The sequence below is a fragment of the Methylobacterium sp. Leaf91 genome (genome assembly GCF_001422815.1).
In the GTDB taxonomy this organism is placed as follows: domain Bacteria; phylum Pseudomonadota; class Alphaproteobacteria; order Rhizobiales; family Beijerinckiaceae; genus Methylobacterium.
On sequence record NZ_LMMP01000034.1, the window covers coordinates 35,532 to 59,295 of the forward strand.

The following is a 23,764-nucleotide window of genomic DNA, read 5'->3' on the forward strand; positions in this document are numbered from 1 at the left end:
GATCGAGCATTTTTCTGGCAACGCGCGTGGAGTATCAGCGATGTCGGCTCACAAGCCTGTCTCGGGCCGCGTTGATACGCGAAGCCCCCTCGACCGTTCCGCCCTGGTCGGGATGCCACCGTTTCATCAGCGTCCGATGAGCCGTGCGGATCTGCTGCAAGGTCGCCCCGCTCTGAAGCCCCAGGATCTGGTGAGCCTCCTCCTGCGTCATCGACCCTGGATCCGGCGGACGGCGCGACCGCGCGTTGGCATCTCTCTCAGCGTCTACACGCCCGGCGGCAGTCCTGCCGTCGAGATACGTCTGTAGCCGGCGGGCGGCGATGCGATCCACCTTGCGGCAGACGGCGAAGATCTGCATCAGCGCCGCATCCGGAAGCTGTGACAGGCGACGCCCAGCATAGGGACCGATCTGAACGATCCCGTCAGCGGTCCGTCCGTCCGGCATCACCTCGAACAGCACGATCGTGGGCCGTGCGACGGCAACACGCCCGGCCAGTCCGCGCAGCCGGACGACGAGGGCATCGACACCGTCGAGAAACCAGAACGCAATGCCCCCGAACAGGATCGCGAGTTCGACCCGTCCGCGAATTGCCGCCACAGCTGCCAGGGCGAGCAAGACATAGCCTCCGCTGCGTCTCACGACACGCGGCGTGATCAGGCGCCGCAAGCGCCGAACGAGTTGGGGCTTCGCGTTCTTCGCGTACCACCACAGGACGAACAGGGCCGCGAGGGCGGCGAGGATCGTCATCGGCGGATGTCGTGATCGAGCGAGACCCGTCCGGCGATCCGGATCTGGACCTCGCCAATCCGGTGCGAACCACTCCGCGAGCCGGTCTCCTCAGTAATACGGTCCGGGCAACGCTCACGAGACGGCGGGCGAACTCCCTCGGGAGCGACGCCGGGGCATAAGCGCCGCGCCCTGTCGCTCGCTTCGGCCGGCATCGTGCCGAGCGCCAGCGCGACGCAGACGAGGGATCGGGACAGGCTGGCCTTCGTCGTCATTGCGTGTCTTGCGTGTTCTCGTGCGGCGCGGTTCCGTCCCTACTGCACCGGAAACGGCCAATGTGACAGCCCGAACCGGGAAAGCCTTATTGCCGCGTCTCTGCGACATCCGCCGTGGTGACCGTCACCTTGCGGATGCGCCCGTCCCGCTCCACAGCGAGCTCGATGGACTTGCCGATTCCCGCCGCTTCCATTGCCGCGGTGAGGTCGGCCAGGCGGTGCACGGGCTGGCCGGCGGCTCCGACGATGATGTCGCCTATCGTGCCGGTCTGAACGTCGACGCCACGCAAGCCGGCTTCGGCGGCCGGCGATCCGCGCAGAACCCGCAGGACCACGACACCATCGATCCCGAGGCGCGCGGCGGTGGCCTCCTGCCCGGCAATGATGCCGATCCCCGGATTGCGGGTGCGTCCGTTGCGGATGAGTTCGGGGACGACCCGGTTCACGACATCCACGGGAATCGCGAAGCCGATGCCAGCGCTGGCACCGGAGGGAGAGTAGATCGCCGTGTTGACGCCCACGAGGCGTCCGGCGGAATCGAGGAGTGGCCCGCCCGAATTGCCGGGATTGATCGCGGCGTCGGTCTGGATGACGCCGGACAGCTCCCTCCCCTCCCCCGTCGGGAGGCGGCGGCGAAGCGCGCTGATGACACCCGTCGTCAGGGTATGATCGAGACCGAAAGGATTCCCGATGGCGAAGGCCGATTGCCCGACCTTCAGATCCGCCGAGGTACCGATGGCCAGGGGCGGCGGAACGGCACCGGTGCCGCCGAGGCGAAGTACGGCGAGATCGTAGCTCGGCGCAGTGCCGACGATCGTCGCCGAACGGACTTCACCCGAGGAAAGGCGAACGGACACCGACCCGCCCCGCTGTGCAGCCGCTGCGACCACGTGATTGTTGGTGACCACATGCCCAGCGCCATCCCAGACGAAGCCCGTACCCGTCTGCGCGCCGGTGCCGCCCTCGCCCTCCTCGGCATCGGGGCTCATCAAAGAGCGCCCCTGGGCGGCGGCCTGGGCGAAGACATGCACGACCGACGGGCTCGCACGCTCGAACAACGTCGCGGTGGACACTTCCGCTTGAGCCAGATCCCCCCGCGCCGTGATCGCCCGCGGGGTTTCGGCCGAGAACAGGAGGGCCGCCACATAGGGCTGCCCGACATAGAGGGCCATGAGCACCAGGGCCGCCGTGATCGCGATGCGGCCAAAGCGGTCCGACATGTCACATCCCTTTCACAGCTTTGGAAAAATTCTGGACTGCGTCTGTCGCATTAACTGGTCGGTCACGCATCTCCGTTCAACTGTTTTGACGGGCGGCACGATCCGGGTGCGCAGGCACACGGTTCCGCCCCAACGTTCAAGCTACAAGTACGACAAGCACTGCCACTCTCAACTCTTCATCATAAAAAGAGGGCGTCCCAGAGCAGCGGCTTCAAGCTTTGTGTCCAAAACATGATGCTTAAGTCAGGGGATAAAAGATTGGGTCTGCCATACTCATCATGGCAATGCCTAAATTGATCGCAAAGCTGCCCTAGAGATGCTTCCATTCTCACGGAAACACATCCCGCGCTGGCTGCGCCAAGTGCTGGTTCAGTCGCACAGACCCGCGGGGAATGACCCTCTCAGGTTCAAGGAAACATTGTTATGGAAACCGAAGCCCTCGAACGTCCTGCCGATCTGACGATCTGGCGGACTACTCCCGTCCCGGCGCCGCTGGCCCAGCCTGCGCGCTACGGCACCCTTCGCGAGGCGATCGAGGCCGCCGCAGGCGCCCTGACCGACCCGGCAAAGCAGCCATGGATCATCACGGAAGAAGGCGAAATTCTCTCGCCGAACTGGATCCGCACCTATCTCAATTGATCCGCTACGGCTTCTGTCAGCCGACTGACGAGCTCTTTTAGATCCAGCCGCCGGCGCGGAACCGACCGCGCCGCGCAGCGGGCGTAACGATGATGTAGCTAGTCGGACCCGCCTGTCCGATGCATGCGTCATCCTTTGCGGGCAACCCGACCCGTCCTACGGCATAGCCTGCCTCGATGCGGGCAATCATCGGGCCTTGTCGCCGATGGTGACCGAGGCTCAGACCTGCCGGTCCACGACCGCACCTTGGCCTTCGGGAAGAACGGCCTTCTGCTGATCGGCGGATTGCTGCAACATCTGGGAAATGGCCCGGTCGCTCTCGCCTTGCTTGCGTATGAAAGTCGTCTGCATCGACTCTCGCGTCGCAGCCGTCTGGTTCGACACGATCGACTGTGCAAGGCCGGCGATGGAATCACTCATGAACGGGGTTCCTCATGGCTCGAACGGGCATAGCCCGTTCGATCTTGCCAAACCTTGAAGAAGGCCGATCGCTATTATCTCGAATTTCTCCGCTCAATCCCGCCGTGTCGATAAATCTCCGGTTTGTTCACGAGGGTGACCAGCACGTAGGAAATGATCATCAGCAAATACCAGGCACCCAGTTTCTGCCAGGAAACCATCGCCCAGGTCGATGTCTGGTTCGGATAGAGCCAGACCCGCGTCCCCGTGCCGATATTTTCGGCAAACCAGATGAACAGTGCGACGAGCAGGAAGCCCAGGAGAAGCGGCATTCTCCGGTGCACCCGCCAGACTTTGAAATGCACCCAGGTTCGGCCGAACAACACGGCCGTTGCCGCGAACAACCCGAGGCGGATGTCCGTCGCGTAGTGATGGGTGAAGAAGTTCACGTAGATCGCCGCGGCCAGCAGGAGCGTCACGCCGGTGCCGGGATGATGGGTGAAGCGGAAGTCGAACAGGCGCCACACCCGGGCGATGTAGGAGCCGATGCTCGCATACATGAAGCCGGTGAAGAGCGGCACACCCGCAATGCGGAGCAGACTGGCCTCCGGATAGATCCATGACCCGACGGCAGTCTTGAAGATCTCCATCACCGTCCCGACCACATGGAAGAGCGCAATCACTTTCGCCTCCTCCCAGGTCTCCATGCGCAGGGCGAGAAGCGCTATCTGTATCGCCACCGCCGACAGCGTGAGAAAATCGTACCGACTGATCGCCGCATGCGGCGGATAGAGCAGGTAGCTCGCGATGAGCAGGGCGCAGAGTAAACCGCCGAACAGGCACGCCCACCCCTGCTTGATGCCGAACCTCAGGAATTCGTAGAGTCCCGCCGCGAAAGGTCCCCGCCCCAGGGCCCATGCACCGAGACGTGCCTCGATGCCGGCGAACCGGGCGATGGGCGGCCAGGTGCGGACGGCGCTTTGGGTCGGGATGTCTGTCACGTTAGCGGTTCCGGCAGTGGCGCAGCCCGCCTTAGCGTAGCCGAGGGTGAAGCTCGACCTTATCGATAGCGCGGGAGGGCAATCGCTTGCCGATGCGGACGACCGAGCAAGACGCTGATTGGGAATCGGAGCGTGTGCGACGCGATCTGGCCCGCTTGCAGAAGCTCTTGGCCCGGCGTCGGTTTCGCGCCATCGCCATGCGCGTGTTTCGAGGCGTACTTGGTAGCGGCGCCAGCTTCGCGGCGCTGATCAAGCTGAAGCTTGCCGGCTCGCTCGTGCTGAAGGGCGGTCTCGCCCTCCTCGTCGGGCTCAGCCTCGCTTGGCCGACCGTATTTGGAATCCTGCTTGCCCTGGCTCTCGTCGTCCTGGCGATCGTCGGAATCATGGAGGGTGAAGCCCCCAACTGCCCGGACAAGTGCTGGGAGGCCTCGAAGCGACGCGACAGGCTGCGCGAACTGATCGACGAACGCATCGAGTGGCTCAAAAGCCGATCAGGAGGCGCCGAGAACTGAACGATGCCGCAGTCTGAGGCTGAGCCGGAAGCCCCCTCCGCGGAGTTGGGATCGCGGTTCATCCTCAAAATGAATTTGAGAGGGATAGCCCGAAGCCGGTGCTTCACTATAATGCTTCGCCATACGCCGCCGCACGAGTTCGATCACATGACGTCCCGTATCCCTGATTTCGCGAACGTCCCCTACGCGGCAGATGCCTTCACGGCGCCCGTGCCGCCGGCAGGCGAGCCCTGGATGACGCCGGAAGGCATCCCGGTGAAGGGCGTCTATGGACCGGAGGATCGCGAGGGGATCGAGTTTCTGCACACTTATCCCGGTGTCGCGCCTTATCTGCGCGGCCCCTACCCGACGATGTACGTGACGCAGCCCTGGACGATCCGGCAATATGCCGGCTTCTCCACGGCTGAGGATTCGAACGCCTTTTATCGGCGCAACCTCGCGGCCGGACAGAAGGGCCTGTCGGTGGCCTTCGATCTCGCCACCCACCGGGGCTACGATTCCGATCATCCGCGCGTCTCGGGCGATGTCGGCATGGCCGGCGTGGCGATCGATTCGATCTACGACATGCGGACGTTGTTCTCGGGCATCCCGCTGGACGAGATGACCGTTTCGATGACGATGAACGGCGCGGTGCTGCCGATCCTGGCGCTCTACATCGTGGCGGCCGAGGAACAGGGCGTGCCGCCGGAGAAGCTCGCCGGCACGATCCAGAACGACATCCTCAAGGAGTTCATGGTCCGCAACACCTACATCTACCCGCCGGCGGGTTCGATGCGGATCATCGGCGACATCTTCGCCTACACGTCGGCTCACATGCCGAAATTCAACTCGATCTCGATCTCCGGCTACCACATGCAGGAAGCCGGTGCGACGAACGACCTCGAACTCGCCTACACGCTCGCCGACGGCGTCGAGTACATCAAGGCCGGTCTCGCGGCCGGGCTGACCATCGACAAGTTCGCACCCCGCCTGTCGTTCTTCTGGGCCATTTCCACCAACTTCTTCATGGAAATCGCCAAGATGCGGGCCGCGCGCCTGATCTGGGCCAAGCTCGTGAAGGAGTTCGAGCCGAAGACCGACAAGTCCCTGCCCCTGCGCACTCACAGCCAGACGAGCGGCTGGTCGCTGACCGCCCAGGACGTGTTCAACAACGTCACCCGCACCTGCATCGAGGCGATGGCCGCAACGCAGGGCGGCACCCAGTCGCTCCACACCAACGCCCTCGATGAGGCGCTAGCGCTGCCCACCGACTTCTCGGCGCGCATCGCCCGCAACACCCAGCTCTTCCTGCAGCAGGAGAGCGGCACGACGCGGATCGTCGATCCGTGGGGCGGCTCCTACTATGTCGAGAAGCTGACCCAGGACATCGTCGCCCGCGCCTGGGAGCATCTCCGCGAAGTCGAGGAATTGGGCGGGATGGCCAAGGCCATCGAGGCCGGCATCCCCAAACTGCGGATCGAGGAGGCTGCGGCCCGCGCCCAGGCGCGGATCGATTCCGGCCGCCAGACCATCGTCGGCGTCAACAAATTCAAGCCCGAGGATGACCGCGCCATCGAGCTGATGCGCGTCGACAACGGCAATGTCCGCATGCTCCAGATCGACAAGCTCAAGAGGCTGCGTGCTGAGCGCAACCAGGCCGACGTCGATGCGGCCCTTGCGGCACTGACCGCAGCCGCTAAAGGCGAGGGCAATCTCCTGGCGCTCGGTGTCGAGGCTGCCCGCGCGAAGGCGACGGTCGGAGAGATTTCCGACGCGCTGGAAAAGGCCTGGGGCCGGCATCGGGCGGAGATCCGCTCGATATCGGGCGTCTACAAGCGAGAGGTGGGTGGCATGTCGCCGGTGGTCGAGACCGTTCGTCAGCTCGTGGAGACCTTCGAGGAGAATGACGGGCGGCGCCCGCGTATTCTCGTCGCGAAAATGGGCCAGGACGGGCATGACCGAGGTCAGAAGGTGATCGCCTCGGCCTTTGCCGATCTCGGCTTCGACGTGGATATCGGACCCCTCTTCGCCACTCCCGCCGAAGCCGCACGTCAGGCTGTGGAGAACGACGTCCACATCGTCGGTGTGTCGTCTCTTGCCGCCGGCCACCTGACGCTGGTGCCTGAATTGAAGGCAGCCCTCACAGAACAAGGCCGGGGCGACGTGATGATCGTGATTGGCGGGGTCATCCCCCCGGGCGATTATCCCGCCCTCCATGCCGCTGGCGCATCTGCGATTTTCCCACCCGGCACGGTCATTGCTGACGCTGCGGTGAAATTGATCGAAGAACTCAACGGAAGGCTCGGTTACAGCACGCGTCAGGCCGCCGAATAGGGCGTTCATGTTACACGACCGTAGTGCAAGAGATCGGCTTCGACGCTGGCCTCAAGCGCTTGCCTAAGGCATTTATCGTTTTTGCCGCATTTTTCATCCCACGCCGGGTTGGTTGCGGCGCATCAAAATTGTATTTCGCGGCAACGTACTGAACTGAAATTGTGAGTTGACGCCGATGGCCTCAGGATTTTTCCCTCTCATCCATCCGGTCATCCTCTGCGGAGGCTCCGGTACGCGCCTCTGGCCTGCTTCCCGCGAGAGCATGCCGAAGCAGTTCACTCTGCTCGTGAACGCGGACAGTTCGACCTTCCAGGACACGGCCCGTCGGGTCACCGACGGAACCGCCTTCTCGCGGCCGACGATCATCACCAGCAGTGAAGCCCGCTTCATCGTGGCGGAACAACTTCTGCAGGCCGAGGTCCAAGCCGACATCGTGCTCGAGCCGGAGCGTCGCGATTCCGCCGCGGCCGTTGCGGTAGCCGCCCTCCATGCCGCCCGCCGCGACCCGGAGGCCGTGGTGATGATCCTGGCGGCCGACCATGTCATCGGTGACACCGCGGCCTTCGTCGAGGCTGCACGCGCCGCCGCGGTTGGTGCGCAGGCGGGCCGCATCATGACCCTCGGAATCGAGCCGACCGCTCCATCCACCGCCTATGGCTATATCCGCAAGGGCGCGCCCATCGACGGCGTAGAGGGTGCCTATGATGTCGGGCGCTTCGTGGAGAAGCCCAATCGTCATGGCGCGGAAAGCCTGATCGCCGACGGGGCCCTGTGGAACAGCGGGTACTTCCTGTTCCGGGCCGACGTCATGCTGGCCGAACTCGAGACCTATGTCCCGGAGATCCTGGCCGCGACACGCACGGCCCTCGACAAGGCGACGAGCGATCTCGATTTCCTGCGCCTGGATTCCACCGCCTTCGCCAGCGCGCCGAAGACCTCCATCGATTACGCGGTGATGGAGCGGACCGATCGCGCCGGAGTCCTGCCGGTCTCCTTCCCCTGGTCCGATGTCGGCACCTGGGATGCGGTCTGGGACGTCCTGCCTCGTGATGCGTTCGGCAATGCTGTGCGCGGCCGCGTGGAACTCGTCGAGACCCGGGGCAGCCTGATCCATAGCGAGGGCGAGCACCTCACTGCGGTGGTCGGCGTCGACGACATCGTCGTCGTCTCGACCCCGGATGCCGTACTCGTCACCTCGAAGGCCAAGGCCGGGCTCGTCAAGGAGCTGGTCACGCAGCTGCGCGAGAAAGCCCATCCGGAGGCGGATGCCCATCGCCGGATGTTCCGCCCCTGGGGCTGGTATCAGCGCATCGATATCGGCGAGCGTTTCCAGGTGAAGCGCATCATGGTGACGCCGGGCGGGCGGCTCTCACTGCAGAAGCACTTCCACCGTGCCGAGCATTGGGTCGTGGTGCGCGGCACGGCCGAGGTCACCGTGGATGACCGTGTCGTGCTGGTTCACGAGAACGAGGCGGTCTACCTGCCCATCGGATCGATGCATCGCCTCACCAACCCGGGCAAGATCCCCCTCGAACTCATCGAGGTCCAGGTCGGATCCTATACCGGCGAGGACGACATCATCCGCGTCGAGGACATCTACGGGCGTTAAAACGAGAGACGGTCGGCCTCAGGCGGCCACAGGCCGCTCGGCCCGGCCGCGATAGGACAGGGCCTCGGCGAGATGGATGCGGCGCACCCGCTCCTCCCCGTCGAGGTCCGCCAGGGTGCGCGCCACGCGCAGGACGCGGTGAAAGCCGCGAGCCGAAAGGCGCATGGTTTCCGCCGCGTCGCGGATCAACGCCGTACCGTCGGCATCCGGCGCGGCCATCTCTTCGATCATCGGAGCCGGACATGTGGCGTTGGTGACGACGCCGGTGAGCCCCTGCGCGGTGAAGCGCTCGGTCTGCAGTGCCCGAGCGACTACGACCCGCGCCGCCGTTTCGGCCGAGCCTTCGGCGGGAGGCGGTAGGATCAGATCGGCCGCCGTGACTGCCCCAACCTCGATTCGCAGGTCGATCCGGTCGAGGAGCGGCCCGGAGATACGGGCGCCATATTGCGCGACACAACGCTCGTTGGGTCCACGTCGACAGGCATAGCCCGGCTCGAGGGCCTGACCGCAGCGACACGGATTCATCGCGGCGATCAGCTGGAACCGCGCCGGATAGGTCACCCGGTGATTGGCGCGCGCGATCATGACCTCTCCGGTCTCCATCGGCTGGCGTAGGGAATCGAGCACCTGGGGTGTGAATTCGGGAAGCTCGTCTAGAAACAATACGCCGCCATGCGCCAGGGAGGCCTCGCCAGGGCGGGCATTCATTCCGCCGCCCACCAAGGCCGCCATCGAGGCCGAATGGTGGGGCTGGCGGAAGGGGCGCCGGTTCGAGAGTGCACCGCCTTTCAGCTCGCCGGCCACAGACTGGATCATCGAGACTTCGAGGAGCTCGCGCGGACCTAGCGGCGGCAGAATCGAAGGAAGCCGCGCGGCGAGCATGGATTTGCCCGCGCCCGGTGGGCCGTTCATCAGCAAGTTGTGCCCTCCGGCGGCGGCAATTTCGAGGGCTCGCTTGGCGCCTTCCTGGCCCTTGATGTCGCGAAGGTCGGGCAGGCGTCCCGTGCTCGTGGCCACGGCCGGTTCGGGCCGGGCCATCACCTGGCTTCCCTTGAAATGATTGGCCAGTTGAATCAGCGAACGCGGGGCCAGCACGTCCATATCGCCGCCGGCCCAGGCTGCCTCGGGTCCCGTCGCCGCTGGGCAGATCAGGCCAAGTCCTCGCGCATTCGCCGCCATCGCGGCGGGCAGGACGCCGTTCACCGCCGTGATCGTGCCGTCGAGAGCGAGCTCACCAAGAACGCAGTACCCGGCGAGCGCATCGGGTGGGATCGCGCCGATGGCGGCCATCACCGCGAGGGCGATGGGAAGGTCGTAATGCGAGCCTTCCTTCGGCAGGTCCGCCGGAGCGAGGTTGACGGTGATGCGCTTTGCCGGAAGCGCCAGTCCCGATGCGATCAGCGCGGAGCGCACGCGCTCGCGCGATTCCGCCACGGCCTTGTCCGCCAGCCCCACCACCATGAACATCACCGCCCCCGGGGCGATCTGGACCTGGACGTCGACGGCGCGCGCCTCGATCCCCTCGAAGGCGACTGTGGCGACGCGGGTGACCATGGATCCAGACCCCTGAGCTTATAGCCAAGGTTAGGATGCGCCATGGCTCATGACAACCAGCGCGTGCGCCCTTGCTGACGTGTCATGGAACTCCATTCCCGATTCGCCGTTCGAAAGTGTCACTTTCCCGACCAAGGAGTTCCACCATGTCGATCAAGACTGCGAGCCTCGCTGCCATCGCCCTCGGTTTCGCCCTCACTGGCACCGCCTTCGCCGACCGTGCGCCGACCCCCGAGGAACGTACCAAGATCGAAGCCACCTTGAAGAAGGAAGGCTTCACCAAGTGGGGCAAGATCGAAGTCGAGGAGCACGAGATCGACGTGGACGATGCCATCGATGCGAATGGCAAGCAGTTCGATCTCGAACTCGACCTCAAGACCTACGCGATCACCACGCGCGAAGCCGAATAAGCGCTTCGTCCGTCCTGGCGCTTGCGTTCCAGCAAGGCGCCGGCCATATAGCGCTCGGGAGGTTGGCGAGGGACGTTTCACTCGCCAACCGGGTCAGGTCCGGAAGGAAGCAGCCCTAACGAGACCGAGCGGGTCTTCGTCCAGCCTCCCACCTTCGTTTCTTTTGAGGTCCGCGTGGCGGCATCCCCCGACCCGGGGCCGCTCGAACCACGCAAGGCGGCATGGACGCGACCTCCGGCACTCCGAGCGATTTTCCCGGCCTTCCGGGTCTGCCCGAGCCCGTACCGGCGACCACGCCCTACCGGGTGCTGGCGCGCAAATACCGCCCCCAGAATTTCGACGATCTGATCGGCCAGGGCGCGATGGTCCGCACATTGGCCAACGCGTTCGCGGCCAATCGCATTCCACAAGCCTGGATGCTGACCGGTGTGCGCGGCGTCGGAAAGACGACGACCGCCCGCATCCTAGCCCGTGGCCTGAACTACCTGCGCGACGGGCATCCCGATACCGGTCCCACCATCGCCATGCCGGAGCTCGGCCGCCATTGTCAGGCGATCATGGAATCACGGCACATGGACGTGCTGGAGATGGATGCCGCCTCGCATACCGGCATCGACGACGTACGCGGCATCATCGACGGCATCCGCTATTCGCCGGTCTCCGCCCGCTACAAGGTCTACATCGTCGACGAAGTACACATGCTCTCGGAGAAGGCGTTCAACGCCTTTCTGAAGACACTGGAAGAGCCGCCGCCCCACGCCAAATTCGTCTTCGCCACCACCGAGATCCGCAAGGTGCCGGTGACGATCCTGTCGCGCTGCCAGCGTTTCGACCTTCGTCGGGTCGAGGCCGACACCATGGTCTCCCATCTGGCCAAGATCTGCGCGGCCGAATCCGTCGAGGCCGAGCCGGAAGCCCTGGCGGCGATCACCCGCGCAGCCGAAGGTTCGGTGCGTGACGCGCTCTCGCTCCTCGACCAGGCCATCGCCCATGGCGCCGGCCTCGTCACGGGGGCGAGCGTGCGCGATATGCTCGGCCTCGCAGACAGGGGGCGGATCGTCGACCTGTTCGAGGCGGTGATGCGCGGCGACGTACCGACTTCTTTCGCCGAAATCCGCAGCCAGTACGAAGCGGGCGCGGATCCCGCCGTCGTCCTGTCGGACTTGGCGAGCTTCACACATCTGGTCACCCGGCTGAAGCTCGTCCCCGATGCGGCGGCGGCCGACCCGACCTTGAGCGCCGACGAGCGCGGTCGCGGAGGTGAGTTCGCGGCCAAACTGTCCATCCGCGCCCTGTCCCGCGCATGGCAGATCCTGCTGAAGGCGATTCCCGAGGTCCAGACCGCCGCGAGACCGCTCGCCGCCGCTGAAATGGCTCTCGTTCGCCTGGCCTATGCCGCCGATCTGCCGACGCCGGACGAGGCCCTACGACAGTTGAAATCGGATGCGTTCGCCGCAACCCCGATGACATCGACGGGAGCTACACTGCCGAGTGCATCCACGCCGAGCGGAGTGTCGTCTGCGCATGCCGGAGCAGCACACTCGGCCACATCGGGCCCGCCGCCGGGGGCTTCGCAGTCATTGGCCGCACAATCGATGGCCTCGCCATCGATCGACTTGCCCCCGCCGCGTCCCGCGCTGACCCTCGCAGCGAGCGGCGGCGCGCGTGTGAATCTCGTCCCTGCCCCCGCCCCGGAAGCAGCGCCCCGCGAGGCTGGTCCGCGCCTGACCTGTTTCGAGGATATCGTCGCCCTCGCCGACGAGCGCCGCGACATCGGTCTCAAGATGGCGCTGGAACGGGAAGCGCATCTCGTTCGGTTCGAAGAAGGGCGGATCGAGTTCCGCCTGGCGGAGGGGGGCCGGCAGAGCCTGCCCAACGATCTTGCCCGTTCGCTGGATGCCTGGACCGGCCGACGCTGGATCGTGGCGCTGTCGAAGGAGGAGGGAGAGCCCACCCTTGCCTACAAGGCACGCGCCGCGCTGGAATCGCGCCATGAGAACGCGGCAGCGCACCCTCTGGTGAAGGAAGTGCTCGCGCGCTTCCCCGGCGCCCAGATCATCGACGTGCGGGACAAGGCCCCCCCGGTGGAAGCGGCTGCCAGCACGGACCTCACGCCGGTCGACCCCGAAAGCACCGGAGATCCGGACGATGAGGCATAGCGCTTCGCCGCTGCCGACCCCAGATGCCGTCCTGTAATCGTCTCACTTCGTTTTGAAAGCTCAGCCATGCGCGACCTCATGGGAATCATGAAGCAGGCCCAGGCCATGCAGGAGAAGATGGCGACCCTGCAGCGCGAGCTCGATACCGTCGAGGTCAGCGGCGCGTCCGGCGGAGGCGCGGTCGCCGTGACGATGACCGCCAAGGGCCTCGTAAAGGGCGTCACCCTCGATCCTGGGCTGATGAACCCCGACGAACGTGAGATCCTGGAAGATCTGATCGTGGCCGCGGTCAATGACGCACGCGGGAAAGCCGAGCAGGTGGCGGCCGAACGCATGGGCGAACTGACCAAGGGATTGCCGATCCCGCCGGGGCTGAACCTGTTCTAGGTCTTCAGCCGGTTCTTCGTCGTAGGGGCCGATCCCGGCACGAGCCGGGATCGGATGATGATCTGTCTCAGGCCGCGATGACCTGAACCGGCTCGGCGGCGCGCACGTCGGCGTCCACATGGGCCTCGAAGCGCTTGAAGTTCTCCCGGAACATCGACACGAGGCGCGTCGCCGTCTCGGCGAAAGCCGTCTTGTTGCCCCAGGTCTTCACGGGCTGAAGAATGTGCGGCTCGACCCCCTGAACGAAAGCCGGAACCGCGAAGCCGAAATACGGATCGCGACGGAACTCGGTCTTCGACAGCGACCCGTCCAGGGCGGCACCGAGCAGGCGACGCGTGACGCGAATCGGCATGCGCCGTCCGGTACCGACACCTCCGCCGGTCCAGCCGGTATTAACCAACCAGCAATCCACATCGTGATGAGCGATGAGATCACGCAGCAGGTTGCCGTAGACGCTCGGGTGCCGGGGCATGAAGGGTGCGCCGAAACAGGTCGAGAACGTCGCCTCGGGCGCCGTCAGGCCGCGTTCCGTTCCGGCCACCTTGGCGGTGTAGCCGGAGAGGAAGTGGTACATCGCCTCCGCGCCCGAGAGCTTGGCGATGGGTGGCATCACCCCGAACGCGTCGCAGGTGAGCATCACGATGTTCTTTGGGTGAGCGGCCCTGCCCGTGGCGCTGGCATTGGCGATGAAGTCGAGCGGGTAGGCGCAGCGGGTATTCTCGGTGAGCGACGCATCGTCGAAATCGGGGCGACGCGAGAGCGGGTCGATCACCACATTCTCCATCACCGTGCCGAAACGCTCGGTCGTGGCGTAGATCTCGGGCTCGGCGTTGCGGGAGAGACGGATGGTCTTGGCGTAGCAGCCACCCTCGAAATTGAAGATGCCGTCCTTGCTCCAGCCATGCTCGTCGTCGCCGAGGAGCTGCCGCGAGGAATCGTTGGAGAGCGTGGTCTTGCCGGTGCCCGAGAGGCCGAAGAACAGGGCGGACTCGCCCTCGGCATCCAGTGCCGCATTGGCCGAGCAATGCATCGGCATCACGCCCGCGCCGGGTAGAACGTAGTTCAGATAGGTGAAGACCGACTTCTTCATCTCGCCGGCATAAGCACTGCCGCCGATGAGGACGATCTTCCGGGTGAAGTCGATGGCGATGACGGTCTTCGAGCGGCAGCCGTGACGGTGCGGTTCGGCTTGGAAGCTCGGAAGATCGATGATCGTCAGACCGGGGACGTAATCCTCAAGAGCCGAACGCTCGGGCCGGATCAGCAGGTTGCGGATGAAGAGCGAGTGCCAGGCGAGTTCGGTGAAGACCCGCGCCTGGACACGGTGGGCCGGATCGGCGCCGCCATAGAGGTCCTGGACGAAGAGTTCGCGCCCTTCGGCATGGCTGAGGAAATCCTGGTACAGCGTCTCGAATTGCTCGGGCGTGATCGCGCCGTTGTTCTCCCACCAGATTTCGTTCTCGGTGTTGGCGTCACGGACGATGAACTTGTCCTTCGGCGAACGACCGGTATGGCTGCCCGTGGTCGCCACGAGGGCGCCGCCATGGGCGAGCTGCGATTCACCACGGCTCAGGGATTCCTCGTAGAGCCGTGGGGGTTCCAGGTTCCAATGAACCGCCTTCAGATTGCGCAGACCGATTTTTTCGGGTCCATGGCTGGCGTTGAAATCGCCGAAATGTGTCACGTCCGCTACTCCTCGAACACCTGATCGCTTTGAGGTCTGGCTTGGCCGGAATCTCCCATTCGTCTTCCGGACGGTCCGATGGAGCGTCCACGCGGTCGTTCAGGTCCGCCGCGCACAGGTTCACCACTCGATCGAATAGACCTGCTTATTCTCCGGCAGCCACCGGTCAATTGAGACGGCAACGGTTTAAAAGACGAACGAACGGATCTGTCAGAGAAACAAAGGGGTATCCGGAGCGGCGTCGGAACGCATGCGGCGGCGGCGATTCCCGACTACAAGACGACGAGATCCGACCCCATTTATCGAACACGGCCGCGGCCGTCTGACGGAACACGTATGGCCCAAGCCGTTGCCGGCCCCGAAATCGAACGTCTGATCCAGCTCCTCGCGCGAATGCCGGGGCTCGGCCCGCGCTCGGCCCGGCGCGCGGCGCTGCATCTCATCAAAAAACGTGAAGCTCTGCTCGCTCCGCTGGCGGAGGCGATGCAGGTGGCCTCCGAGCGCATCGTCGTGTGCCAGGAATGTGGCAACGTCGATACAAGCGACCCATGCACCATCTGCCGGGACGCGTCGCGCGATCCCTCCATCCTGGTGGTGGTCGAGGATGTCTCCGACCTCTGGGCCTTGGAGCGGTCGGGCGCGGTGACGGCGCGCTATCACGTCCTCGGTGGCGTGCTCTCCGCCCTCGATGGTGTCCGGCCGGAACATCTCAACCTCGCGAGCCTCGTGGACCGGGCCGGCAATGGCGATGTCCGGGAGATCATCCTGGCTCTGAACGCCACGGTCGATGGTCAGACCACCGCGCATTACGTCACCGAATCCCTGGCGCATCACGGGCTGAAAGTGACCCGCCTCGCCCATGGCGTGCCGGTGGGGGGAGAGCTCGATTATCTCGACGAGGGGACACTCTCGGCGGCCATCCGAAGCCGGACGGCGTTCTGAGCCGCATCGTTACCCCGGCCGATTTGACCGGCCATCCGCCAAACCTTATCTGCGGGTCCGGCACGGCGGACCCGGGAGACAGGGAGCCGGGCCCTTTTCATCGACAGATCCGGCCGCGCCATGACAATCCGCCCCCTCGTCATCCTGCCAGACGCCCGCCTGCGTCAGGTGTCGACCCCCGTCGGTACCATCGACTACGAGATCCGCACCCTAGCCGCTGACATGCTGGAGACGATGTACGATGCCCCGGGCGTCGGCCTCGCCGCCATCCAGGTCGGCGTGACCAAGCGTGTAGTCACGATCGACACGTCGAAGGACGAGAACGCGCGGCAGCCGCAGGTCTTCATCGACCCCGAGATCGTCTGGGCTTCGGAGGAGAAGCGCGTCTATGACGAGGGCTGCCTGTCGATCCCCGAATATTACGGCGAGGTCGAGCGGCCCGACCGGGTGCGCGTACGCTTTCGCGACCTTTCCGGTGAAACCCGCGAGATCGAGGCGGACGGGCTTCTTTCCACCTGCATCCAGCACGAGATCGATCACCTCGACGGCGTACTCTTCATCGATCACCTGTCGAAGCTGAAGCGCGACCGCGTCATTAAGAAATTCGTCAAGGCGGCCAAGCGCGGCGAGGACGTCTGATCCCATCCTTCAACAGAGAGCGCGCGATGAAGCTCGTCTTCATGGGGACGCCCGATTTCGCCGTGGCGACCCTGGCGCGCCTGGCGGAAGACGGTCACGACATCGCCGCGGTCTATACCCGCGCCCCGGCGCGGTCCGGGCGCGGCATGGCGTTGCGTCCGTCCCCCGTCCATGCGCTGGCGGACAGGCTCGGCCTGCCGGTTCATACCCCCACGACGCTGAAGACGCCGGATGCGGTCACGCTGTTCCGATCGCACGGATGCGATGTCGCCGTGGTGGTCGCCTACGGGATGCTGCTGCCGCAGGCGATCCTCGACGTGCCGCGCCACGGGTGCCTGAACCTCCACGCCTCCCTGCTGCCCCGTTGGCGCGGGGCGGCACCGATCCAACGCGCGGTCATGGCAGGGGATACGGAGAGCGGTGTCGGCATCATGCGCATGGAGGCGGGCCTCGATACTGGCCCCGTGGCCCTGGATGAACGGGTCGCCATCACCCCCGGCATGAGTGCGGGAGACCTTCACGATACGTTGATGCCCGTTGGCGCGGCGCTCATGAGCCGGGCCCTCGGCCAGCTTGAACACGAGCCCCTCCCCCTCACGCCCCAATCCGAGGAGGGTCTCGTCTACGCGCACAAGATCACCAATGACGAGGCGCGCATCGACTGGTCCAAGCCGGCGGGTGAGGTGGCGAACCATATCAACGGGCTGTCGCCCTTCCCCGGAGCCTTCTTCGAGGCCGATCTCGGCAAGGGGCCGGAACGGGTGAAGGTGCTGCGCGCCCTGCCAAAGGAGGGACAGGGAACGCCCGGCACTCTGCTCGATGCGGCCGGAACCATCGCCTGCGGCGAGGGCGCCGTGCAGCTCACAGAGTTGCGCCGGGCCGGCAAGGGCGGCATCGTCACGGGTGCGGAATTCGTGCGCGGTGCGCATCTCGCGCCGGGAACGCGCTTCCCGTGAACTCAGAGACCGGGGGCCGTCGCTGATGCCCCGCTACAAACTCGTGATCGAGTATGACGGCGCTCCGTTCTGCGGATGGCAGCGGCAGGCCGAAGACATCACCGTCCAGGGCGCCATCGAGGACGCCGTCAAACGCTTCACAGGGGAGGACCTGCGCCTGACCTGCGCCGGTCGGACGGATGCCGGCGTCCACGCCATCCATCAGGTGGCCCATCTGGACCTCATCAAGGACTGGCGCACGGATACGGTGCGCGACGCCCTGAACGCCCATCTCCGCCCGCTACCGGTCGCCATCGTCAGCGCCGAGCGGGTCGGGCCCGGTTTCGATGCACGCCACTCCGCCATTCGACGGCATTACCGCTACCGCATCTTCAACCGGCGCAGCCCGCCTGCCCTGACACGCGACCATGTCTGGCACGTGCCATGGCCGCTCGATGCCGAGGTGATGCACAGAGCCGCGCAAGGTCTCCTCGGTCGGCACGACTTCACCGCCTTTCGCGCCGCCGAGTGTCAGGCGAACAGCCCGATCCGTACCCTCGAACAGCTCGACGTGGCCACGGTGACGATGGGCCTGTTCGAGGAGATCGTGATCTCGACCTCGGCACGCTCGTTCCTGCACCATCAGGTCCGCGCCATGGTCGGAACGCTGATGATGGCCGGCTGCGGACGATTCGGCATCGCCGAGGTCGCCGACATCCTGGCGAGCCGCGACCGCGCCCGCTGCGGCCCGATGGCGCCCGCCAAGGGACTGACCTTCGTGGGGGTGGATTATCCCCAGATGAATTGCAACTGATGGACGTTTAAAAAATAATCAGCCCTGGAACTCCATAACTCAAGATTGCAAGTTCGGAGAATTCGCGCTTTCTTCAAGCACGAATTTTTTGTGACGTGGGGTTTTAAAAATGGAATTTTCTCTAGCTGTTTTAACAATCTCCCTTTTGGTCAGCATACTACCGCCATTGATATTCTTCATCATTCGCGAGTCGGTGAAAGGGCAAAGACAAGGAATAATAAATGATCTATCATCTGTATTTGATAGTCAGCGCGTAGGGGATATGTTTATTCCTTCATTTGAATTTGTAAAATATAAGTATTTTATTGAAAGAAAGCCCCACAGAAACGAACAACAAGATAATTTTTGAGATTCATCAAGCAAAGATTATAGCATCTTTGCTTGGATCGTTAGCGCAATACCATTGATATTAGTATTGTTTTCCGCGTCATTATTAATCTCCGGTCAGCTTATTCACACTATATCGCAGGCGAACATATTAACGTGCCTGATAAATGCTCAATGTGACGCAATTCAACTGACTCAAGATCAGAGAGCTTCTAAGTGGATATTAGTCTTTATAGCTGCCTTTGCAGGCGGATACGTATTTTTAATCAGAAGTTTTTTTAGGGCGATCAACAATTTTGATCTTAGCCCGGCCTCTTTTGTCGGAGCGGCGAATAATCTCATTGTGGGCACGACCGTTGCCCTGTTGTCTAATGAGGCTTTATTCAAGCCGTTATCTTCAATTAATCTGGGATCTGCTGAAAATATCAATCTCAATCCGTTCCCCTACCTAGGTCTCGCTGCAGCATTCGCAATTGGATATTTCCCAGAGGTAGCCATTCGCTCATTGATTACAAAAAGTAAATTTCGAGGCTATAAGAAAGAAAATAAAAGCTTTTATGAAATGTATACCACTACTCCTGTAGAAATAATCGACGGAATTGATACAGAAATTAGAGATCGACTGGCAGATTACCACATTAAATCAGTTCAAAACTTAGCAGCAGCCAATCCATTGATGCTTTTCGTCGAGACGCCCTACGGCGTCTATCAGATTATGGATTGGGTCGCTCAGGCACAGCTATGCTGCTCGACGGGACCATCCTCCCTCGTAAGACTCTGGGGGCTGGGTATTAGAACCATATTCGATCTCGAACGCGTAATATTTGACCAAGATGTTCGAGAGGAAGGTTTGATTGAACAAGTTGGAAGAGTTTTGCTTGCTAATCATATTCTTGCAAACCCCTCGGACGACAGCGTAGCCAAGACAATTATCTCACACGAAACATGCGTTGCAAATATTAAATTACGCCTCAACGACCCTCATATTCATAGACTTCGCCAAATATATATTATGGTTGGCAATACTATCGGCGAAAATAATAGACGTTTCCCGGATAGATATCGGTAGATTCACTAACTAGCGAAGTAAGCCGACAGCACCCGCCCATAGATCGCGGTCAGCCGATCCAGATCGGCGATAGCCACGCATTCGTCGGTCTGGTGCATGGTCTCACCCACGAGGCCGAACTCGATGACCGGACAGGCATCCTTGATGAAACGGGCATCCGACGTGCCCCCGGTGGTGGACAGGACCGGGCGCAGCCCGGTCTCGGTCTCGATCGCCTCGACCACGAGGTCCGTGAACGCGTCCGGCGCGGTGAGGAAGGCCGGGGAGTTCGAGGGCTGAAGGTCCAGGGTGAACCGGACGGTGTTGCCGGCGGCCGCCTCCAGCCGCCGTTGGATCTCGGCACCCAGGGTTTCCGCCGTCCAACCCTCGTTGAAGCGAATGTTGAACGTCGCGCGGGCATCGGCCGGGATGACGTTGGTGGCCGGATTGCCGACATCGATGGTGGTGAATTCGAGGTTCGACGCATCGAAATGCGCGGTGCCGCCGTCGAGGGGCTCGGCGAGAAGGGCAGAGGCGAGGCGCAGCAGGCCGGGGATGGGGTTCTCGGCCTTGTGGGGGTAGGCCACGTGGCCCTGGCGGCCATGGACGACGAGCTTGCCGGTGAGAGACCCGCGCCGACCGATCTTGATCATCTCGCCGAGGCGCTCCGGGTTGGTGGGCTCACCCAGAAGGCAATGGTCGAATCGCTCGCCCCGCCCCTTCGCCCATTCCAGGAGCTTCACCGTGCCGTTGATGGCTGGCCCCTCCTCGTCGCCGGTGATGAGGAACCCGATGGAGCCGTTGAACGCCCCTCCCCGCCCGGCGACGAAAGCGAGCGCTGCAGAGAGCATGCAGGCGATGCCGCCCTTCATGTCGACCGCGCCGCGGCCGTAGAGCATGCCGTCCGCTACCGCGCCGTCGAACGGCCCGTGCCGCCACGCTTCGACGGAGCCTGGCGGGACGACGTCGGTATGGCCCGCGAAAAGGAGATAGGGACTGCCTGTCCCGATCCGCGCGTAGAGATTGTCGATATCGGGCGTTCCCGGCTCCGAGAAGCGCGGGCGATCGACGGTGAAACCTGCCTCCTCCAGGACGCCACCGAGCCATTGCAGGGCACCGCCCTCCTCCGGCGTCACTGACGGACAGCGGATGAGGGCCTGGGCGAGGGCCAGCGGCGAGTGATCGGCGATAACGGGAGAGGACACGGGCATCGTCTCGTCGAGATGGGACATTCTACCGTCGCGCATAAGCGGCACGGCATCGGGACGCAAATACCGTCCCGATGCCCTTTCGGCGCTTCGCCGCAAGGGCTATTTCACCGGGATGGCCTTCTCCAGCGACGAAGTCGAACGCTACGCCCGCCACCTCGTCCTGCGTGAGGTCGGAGGACCGGGACAAGCGCGTTTGCAGGCGGCGCGGGTGCTCGTCATCGGCGCCGGCGGGCTTGGCGCTCCACTGATCCAGTATCTGGCAGCGGCCGGCATCGGTACGATCGGCATCGTCGACGACGACACGGTCTCGCTCTCGAATCTGCAGCGGCAGGTGATCCACGGCACGCCCGATATCGGCCGTCCGAAGATCGACAGCGCCGCCGATGCCGTGGCACGTCTCAACCCGCATGTGCGGATCGAACCGCATCTCATGCGGATCGACGTCGACAATGCCGTCGCGTTGATCGGCCGATACGATATCGTCGCCGATGGGTCGGACAATTTTGCGACCCGCTATGCCGTCTCCGATGCCTGTTTCCACGCCAAGCGTCCGCTCGTCACGGCCGCTCTCGGGCAATTCGACGGCACACTGACGACGATCCGGGCCCATGAGACCGGACCGGACGGCCGCCCGAATCCGACCTATCGCTGCCTGTTCCCGAACCCGCCTCCCCCTGGCAGCGTGCCCGCCTGCGCCGAGGCCGGTGTGCTCGGTGCTCTGGCCGGGGTAATGGGATCTCTGATGGCGATGGAAGTGATCCGCGCGGTAGCGGATTTCGGCGAGCCGCTGGTGGGACGGCTGCTCATGGTCGATGCCCGATCCATGCGGTTCGAGACGCTCGGCTATGGTTGGGACGAAGGAAATTCGTTGAACGGATCGGCGGTTTAAGGACCGGAAAGTCGCTTTCGCGGCCCGATGTCCACTGAATACGGTACCGCGCATCCGGCGAGCGGTGGCTGCTTTCGTGTCCCTGAACCCACGTTGTGCGCATTCCTCTAGAATCCGGAATTCAGGATCTAGAGGGCTTCTCCGGATCGGGCGTGACGCCGTTCCAATGCGGCCCGACGAGATTGCTGTGCCCCGCCGGGTCGGAAACCCGCGTGCCGGAGGTCGTGAAAGCCTGGTAGGCGAAGCGCTGCTGCTGGTTGAGAAGCATAGCGGCCAGCGTGCCGAGGGCGACGGCAACGACGAGGGCGATGATGAAAGCTTTCATGGACGTTGTCCGATCCTCGACATGCCGGCTCCGGTCGCCGAGCGCCTGTATTAGTCCGTTAGGTTACTCGGCAGGCACCTGATGGCGCCCGAGTTGCGGGCCGCTGGCGTTCTTGGCCTGCTCTTCCTCAACCCAGAGGTCGTGGTGGACCTTTGCCCAGCCAAGATCGACTTTGCCGCTGCCCATGGCGTCGTAGGCGCCCTCCATGCCGAGGGTACCGATGTAGATATGGGCGAGGATGCCGGCGATGAAGGCGATGCCGATGAGGGCGTGGATCACCTGCATCAGCTGCATTCCGGTGATGTCGGTGAGGGCGAAGGGAAAGATCATCATCAGGCCGGTGACGCTCATGGCCGTGCCGAAGCCGATCACCATCCAGAACACCATCTTTTGGCCTGCGTTGAAACGGCCAGCGCTGGGATGCTTGTTGCCGATGAAGCCGCCGAAGGCCTTGATCCAGGCAATGTCGATCTTGTTCGGGATGTTGTCCTTCAGCCAGAGCACCAGCATCAGCGCGACGCCGATCATGAACGGCCACGCGAGGTAAATGTGGCTGAACTTCGCATATTGCGCCACCACGCCGAACGCATCCGCACCGATGAGCGGCATCAGCAGGCGCTTGCCGAAGATGTAGTTCAGGCCGGACAGGGCCAGGATGATGAAGCAGCTCGACGTCATCCAGTGCGCGAACCGCTCGAACCCATTGAAGCGCAGGATCTTGCGGCCCGTATCAGGACCGGGCTCCATCAGGATACGGCCCCGGAAGAAGTAGAACAGGCCGAGAAGCGCGACGGCGCCGAGGACGGCGAGCGCGCTGAGCCAGGGCAGCCACCGTTCCCGGAAATCACGGTAGTCGCGGCCGGCGGGCTGGATCAGGTGCGCCGCCTTGCCGTCGGGGATGCTGATGCGGCCGGTGATCTTCGGGTCCTGCTTGAACAGGAAATCCTCGTTGACGGATTCAGCCGTCGGGTTCTGCCCGGTCGGGTTCAGTCCGTCGCGCGTCTGCTGCGCGAAGGAGCCCGACGAGGCGCCGAAAGCCGCCATGAGGATGGCCGCTGCGACCAGCGTCCTGAAAGTCGTCAGTGTCCGCCGCATCGGCGTTTCCTTCCTGAAGTCTCGACCCCGGCAGTCCAGTCCGTCGCCTAGATGGCGACGGTTTCGCGATAGGCGGTCTTCCAGCCCCAGGCGCCGGAGCCGTAGCCGCGCTTGATCACGCGCTGCTTGTAGATCTGGGCGATCATCTCACCGTCACCCGCCAGCAACGCCTTGGTCGAGCACATCTCGGCGCAGAGCGGCAGCTTGCCCTCGGCGAGACGGTTCGAACCGTATTTCTCGTACTCGATGGTGGAGAGATCGGATTCGGGACCGCCGGCGCAGTAGGTGCACTTGTCCATCTTACCGCGCGAACCGAAGTTGCCGACCTTCGGATATTGCGGCGCGCCGAACGGACAGGCGTAGAAGCAGTATCCGCAGCCGATGCAGATGTCCTTCGAATGCAGCACCACCGCGTCGGCCGTGGTGTAGAAGCAATTCACCGGGCACACCGCCGCGCAGGGCGCGTCGGTGCAGTGCATGCAGGCCATGGAGACCGAGCGCTCGCCGGGCTTGCCGTCATTGAGCGTGACGACACGCCGGCGGTTGATGCCCCACGGCACCTCGTGCTCGTTCTTGCAGGCGGTGACGCAGGCGTTGCACTCGATGCAGCGGTCCGCGTCGCAGAGGAATTTCATGCGAGCCATGGCGAT

At 63.7% G+C, this 23,764-nt stretch carries 24 protein-coding genes and 1 other RNA gene; 14 read left to right on the plus strand and 11 right to left on the minus strand.

Going from position 1 to position 23,764, the window contains the following annotated elements:
• Window positions 1–34 precede the first annotated feature (34 nt).
• From ASF32_RS17090 to ASF32_RS17100, 3 genes are all read right to left on the minus strand, one after another.
• A complete protein-coding gene (locus ASF32_RS17090) occupies window positions 35–748 on the minus strand; it encodes a DnaJ domain-containing protein (RefSeq protein WP_056430951.1) in 714 nt (237 codons plus the stop codon).
• Window positions 745–1,002, minus strand: coding sequence for a hypothetical protein (locus ASF32_RS17095; protein ID WP_056430954.1), 258 nt, complete (start codon window positions 1,000–1,002; stop codon window positions 745–747). Before ASF32_RS17095 ends, ASF32_RS17090 begins: the two co-directional genes overlap by 4 nt.
• Before the next feature lie 86 nt (window positions 1,003–1,088).
• A complete protein-coding gene (locus ASF32_RS17100) occupies window positions 1,089–2,222 on the minus strand; it encodes a trypsin-like peptidase domain-containing protein (RefSeq protein ID WP_056430957.1) in 1,134 nt (377 codons plus the stop codon).
• Between the two features lie 423 nt (window positions 2,223–2,645).
• Here ASF32_RS17100 and ASF32_RS17105 point away from each other — a divergent pair, with 423 nt between their 5' ends.
• On the plus strand, window positions 2,646–2,861 hold the full coding sequence (locus ASF32_RS17105; protein WP_018044781.1) for a hypothetical protein: 216 nt from the start codon (window positions 2,646–2,648) through the stop codon (window positions 2,859–2,861).
• Window positions 2,862–3,080: 219 nt separating this feature from the next.
• Here the strand turns inward: ASF32_RS17105 and ASF32_RS17110 are convergent, their stop codons facing one another.
• Together ASF32_RS17110 and ASF32_RS17115 are read right to left on the minus strand one after the other, a co-directional pair.
• Window positions 3,081–3,281 (minus strand): hypothetical protein, encoded by a 201-nt coding sequence (locus ASF32_RS17110; RefSeq protein ID WP_056430960.1) that lies wholly within the window; start codon window positions 3,279–3,281, stop codon window positions 3,081–3,083.
• 74 nt (window positions 3,282–3,355) lie between these two features.
• A complete protein-coding gene (locus ASF32_RS17115) occupies window positions 3,356–4,261 on the minus strand; it encodes a DUF817 domain-containing protein (protein WP_056430961.1) in 906 nt (301 codons plus the stop codon).
• Window positions 4,262–4,416: 155 nt separating this feature from the next.
• Between ASF32_RS17115 and ASF32_RS17120 the strand changes: the two genes are divergently transcribed.
• From ASF32_RS17120 to ASF32_RS17130, 3 genes are all read left to right on the plus strand, one after another.
• Window positions 4,417–4,773: a hypothetical protein gene (locus tag ASF32_RS17120; protein ID WP_244483676.1), complete on the plus strand. Its 357-nt coding sequence runs from the start codon at window positions 4,417–4,419 to the stop codon at window positions 4,771–4,773.
• A 147-nt stretch (window positions 4,774–4,920) separates the two neighbouring features.
• Entirely contained in the window at window positions 4,921–7,086 is a 2,166-nt protein-coding gene (gene scpA, locus ASF32_RS17125) for a methylmalonyl-CoA mutase (protein ID WP_056431563.1), read from the plus strand.
• Window positions 7,087–7,261: 175 nt separating this feature from the next.
• Complete coding sequence (locus ASF32_RS17130; RefSeq protein ID WP_056430967.1) at window positions 7,262–8,695, plus strand: mannose-1-phosphate guanylyltransferase/mannose-6-phosphate isomerase; 1,434 nt, start codon at window positions 7,262–7,264, stop codon at window positions 8,693–8,695.
• A gap of 18 nt (window positions 8,696–8,713) precedes the next feature.
• Here the strand turns inward: ASF32_RS17130 and ASF32_RS17135 are convergent, their stop codons facing one another.
• On the minus strand, window positions 8,714–10,249 hold the full coding sequence (locus ASF32_RS17135) for a YifB family Mg chelatase-like AAA ATPase (protein ID WP_056430969.1): 1,536 nt from the start codon (window positions 10,247–10,249) through the stop codon (window positions 8,714–8,716).
• Between the two features lie 146 nt (window positions 10,250–10,395).
• Here ASF32_RS17135 and ASF32_RS17140 point away from each other — a divergent pair, with 146 nt between their 5' ends.
• From ASF32_RS17140 to ASF32_RS17150, 4 genes are all read left to right on the plus strand, one after another.
• Entirely contained in the window at window positions 10,396–10,659 is a 264-nt protein-coding gene (locus tag ASF32_RS17140; protein ID WP_056430974.1) for a PepSY domain-containing protein, read from the plus strand.
• Between the two features lie 56 nt (window positions 10,660–10,715).
• Window positions 10,716–10,812: signal recognition particle sRNA small type (ffs, locus tag ASF32_RS24775), an RNA gene on the plus strand.
• 68 nt (window positions 10,813–10,880) lie between these two features.
• Window positions 10,881–12,818, plus strand: a complete 1,938-nt coding sequence (locus ASF32_RS17145) for a DNA polymerase III subunit gamma/tau (protein ID WP_056430977.1) — start codon at window positions 10,881–10,883, stop codon at window positions 12,816–12,818.
• A 66-nt stretch (window positions 12,819–12,884) separates the two neighbouring features.
• Window positions 12,885–13,205, plus strand: a complete 321-nt coding sequence (locus ASF32_RS17150) for a YbaB/EbfC family nucleoid-associated protein (protein WP_056430980.1) — start codon at window positions 12,885–12,887, stop codon at window positions 13,203–13,205.
• 67 nt (window positions 13,206–13,272) lie between these two features.
• Here ASF32_RS17150 and ASF32_RS17155 read toward each other — a convergent pair whose 3' ends face one another.
• Window positions 13,273–14,889: a phosphoenolpyruvate carboxykinase gene (locus ASF32_RS17155; protein ID WP_056430984.1), complete on the minus strand. Its 1,617-nt coding sequence runs from the start codon at window positions 14,887–14,889 to the stop codon at window positions 13,273–13,275.
• 336 nt (window positions 14,890–15,225) lie between these two features.
• On the opposite strand from ASF32_RS17155, the gene recR reads away from it, so the two are divergent.
• The 5 genes from recR (at window position 15,226) to ASF32_RS25535 (ending at window position 19,615) form a co-directional block, all read left to right on the plus strand.
• A complete protein-coding gene (recR, locus tag ASF32_RS17160; protein WP_056430987.1) occupies window positions 15,226–15,831 on the plus strand; it encodes a recombination mediator RecR in 606 nt (201 codons plus the stop codon).
• 120 nt (window positions 15,832–15,951) lie between these two features.
• Window positions 15,952–16,470, plus strand: coding sequence for a peptide deformylase (locus ASF32_RS17165; RefSeq protein ID WP_056430990.1), 519 nt, complete (start codon window positions 15,952–15,954; stop codon window positions 16,468–16,470).
• A 26-nt stretch (window positions 16,471–16,496) separates the two neighbouring features.
• On the plus strand, window positions 16,497–17,426 hold the full coding sequence (gene fmt / locus ASF32_RS17170; RefSeq protein WP_056430993.1) for a methionyl-tRNA formyltransferase: 930 nt from the start codon (window positions 16,497–16,499) through the stop codon (window positions 17,424–17,426).
• A gap of 25 nt (window positions 17,427–17,451) precedes the next feature.
• Entirely contained in the window at window positions 17,452–18,219 is a 768-nt protein-coding gene (gene truA / locus ASF32_RS17175) for a tRNA pseudouridine(38-40) synthase TruA (RefSeq protein ID WP_056430996.1), read from the plus strand.
• Between the two features lie 670 nt (window positions 18,220–18,889).
• The gene (locus ASF32_RS25535; RefSeq protein ID WP_156467868.1) at window positions 18,890–19,615 is read left to right on the plus strand and encodes a hypothetical protein; all 726 of its coding nucleotides are present in this window, start codon (window positions 18,890–18,892) and stop codon (window positions 19,613–19,615) included.
• Window positions 19,616–19,620: 5 nt separating this feature from the next.
• Here the strand turns inward: ASF32_RS25535 and dapE are convergent, their stop codons facing one another.
• On the minus strand, window positions 19,621–20,805 hold the full coding sequence (dapE, locus tag ASF32_RS17180) for a succinyl-diaminopimelate desuccinylase (protein WP_056431566.1): 1,185 nt from the start codon (window positions 20,803–20,805) through the stop codon (window positions 19,621–19,623).
• 112 nt (window positions 20,806–20,917) lie between these two features.
• On the opposite strand from dapE, the gene moeB reads away from it, so the two are divergent.
• A complete protein-coding gene (gene moeB / locus ASF32_RS17185) occupies window positions 20,918–21,694 on the plus strand; it encodes a molybdopterin-synthase adenylyltransferase MoeB (RefSeq protein ID WP_056430999.1) in 777 nt (258 codons plus the stop codon).
• Between the two features lie 121 nt (window positions 21,695–21,815).
• Here moeB and ASF32_RS17190 read toward each other — a convergent pair whose 3' ends face one another.
• The 3 genes from ASF32_RS17190 to fdh3B all read right to left on the minus strand — a co-directional run bounded on the left by ASF32_RS17190 (window position 21,816) and on the right by fdh3B (window position 23,758).
• A complete protein-coding gene (locus ASF32_RS17190; RefSeq protein WP_056431003.1) occupies window positions 21,816–22,019 on the minus strand; it encodes a hypothetical protein in 204 nt (67 codons plus the stop codon).
• 63 nt (window positions 22,020–22,082) lie between these two features.
• Window positions 22,083–23,114, minus strand: a complete 1,032-nt coding sequence (locus ASF32_RS17195; protein WP_056431006.1) for a formate dehydrogenase subunit gamma — start codon at window positions 23,112–23,114, stop codon at window positions 22,083–22,085.
• A gap of 47 nt (window positions 23,115–23,161) precedes the next feature.
• Window positions 23,162–23,758, minus strand: coding sequence for a formate dehydrogenase FDH3 subunit beta (gene fdh3B / locus ASF32_RS17200; RefSeq protein ID WP_056431009.1), 597 nt, complete (start codon window positions 23,756–23,758; stop codon window positions 23,162–23,164).
• Window positions 23,759–23,764 lie beyond the last annotated feature (6 nt).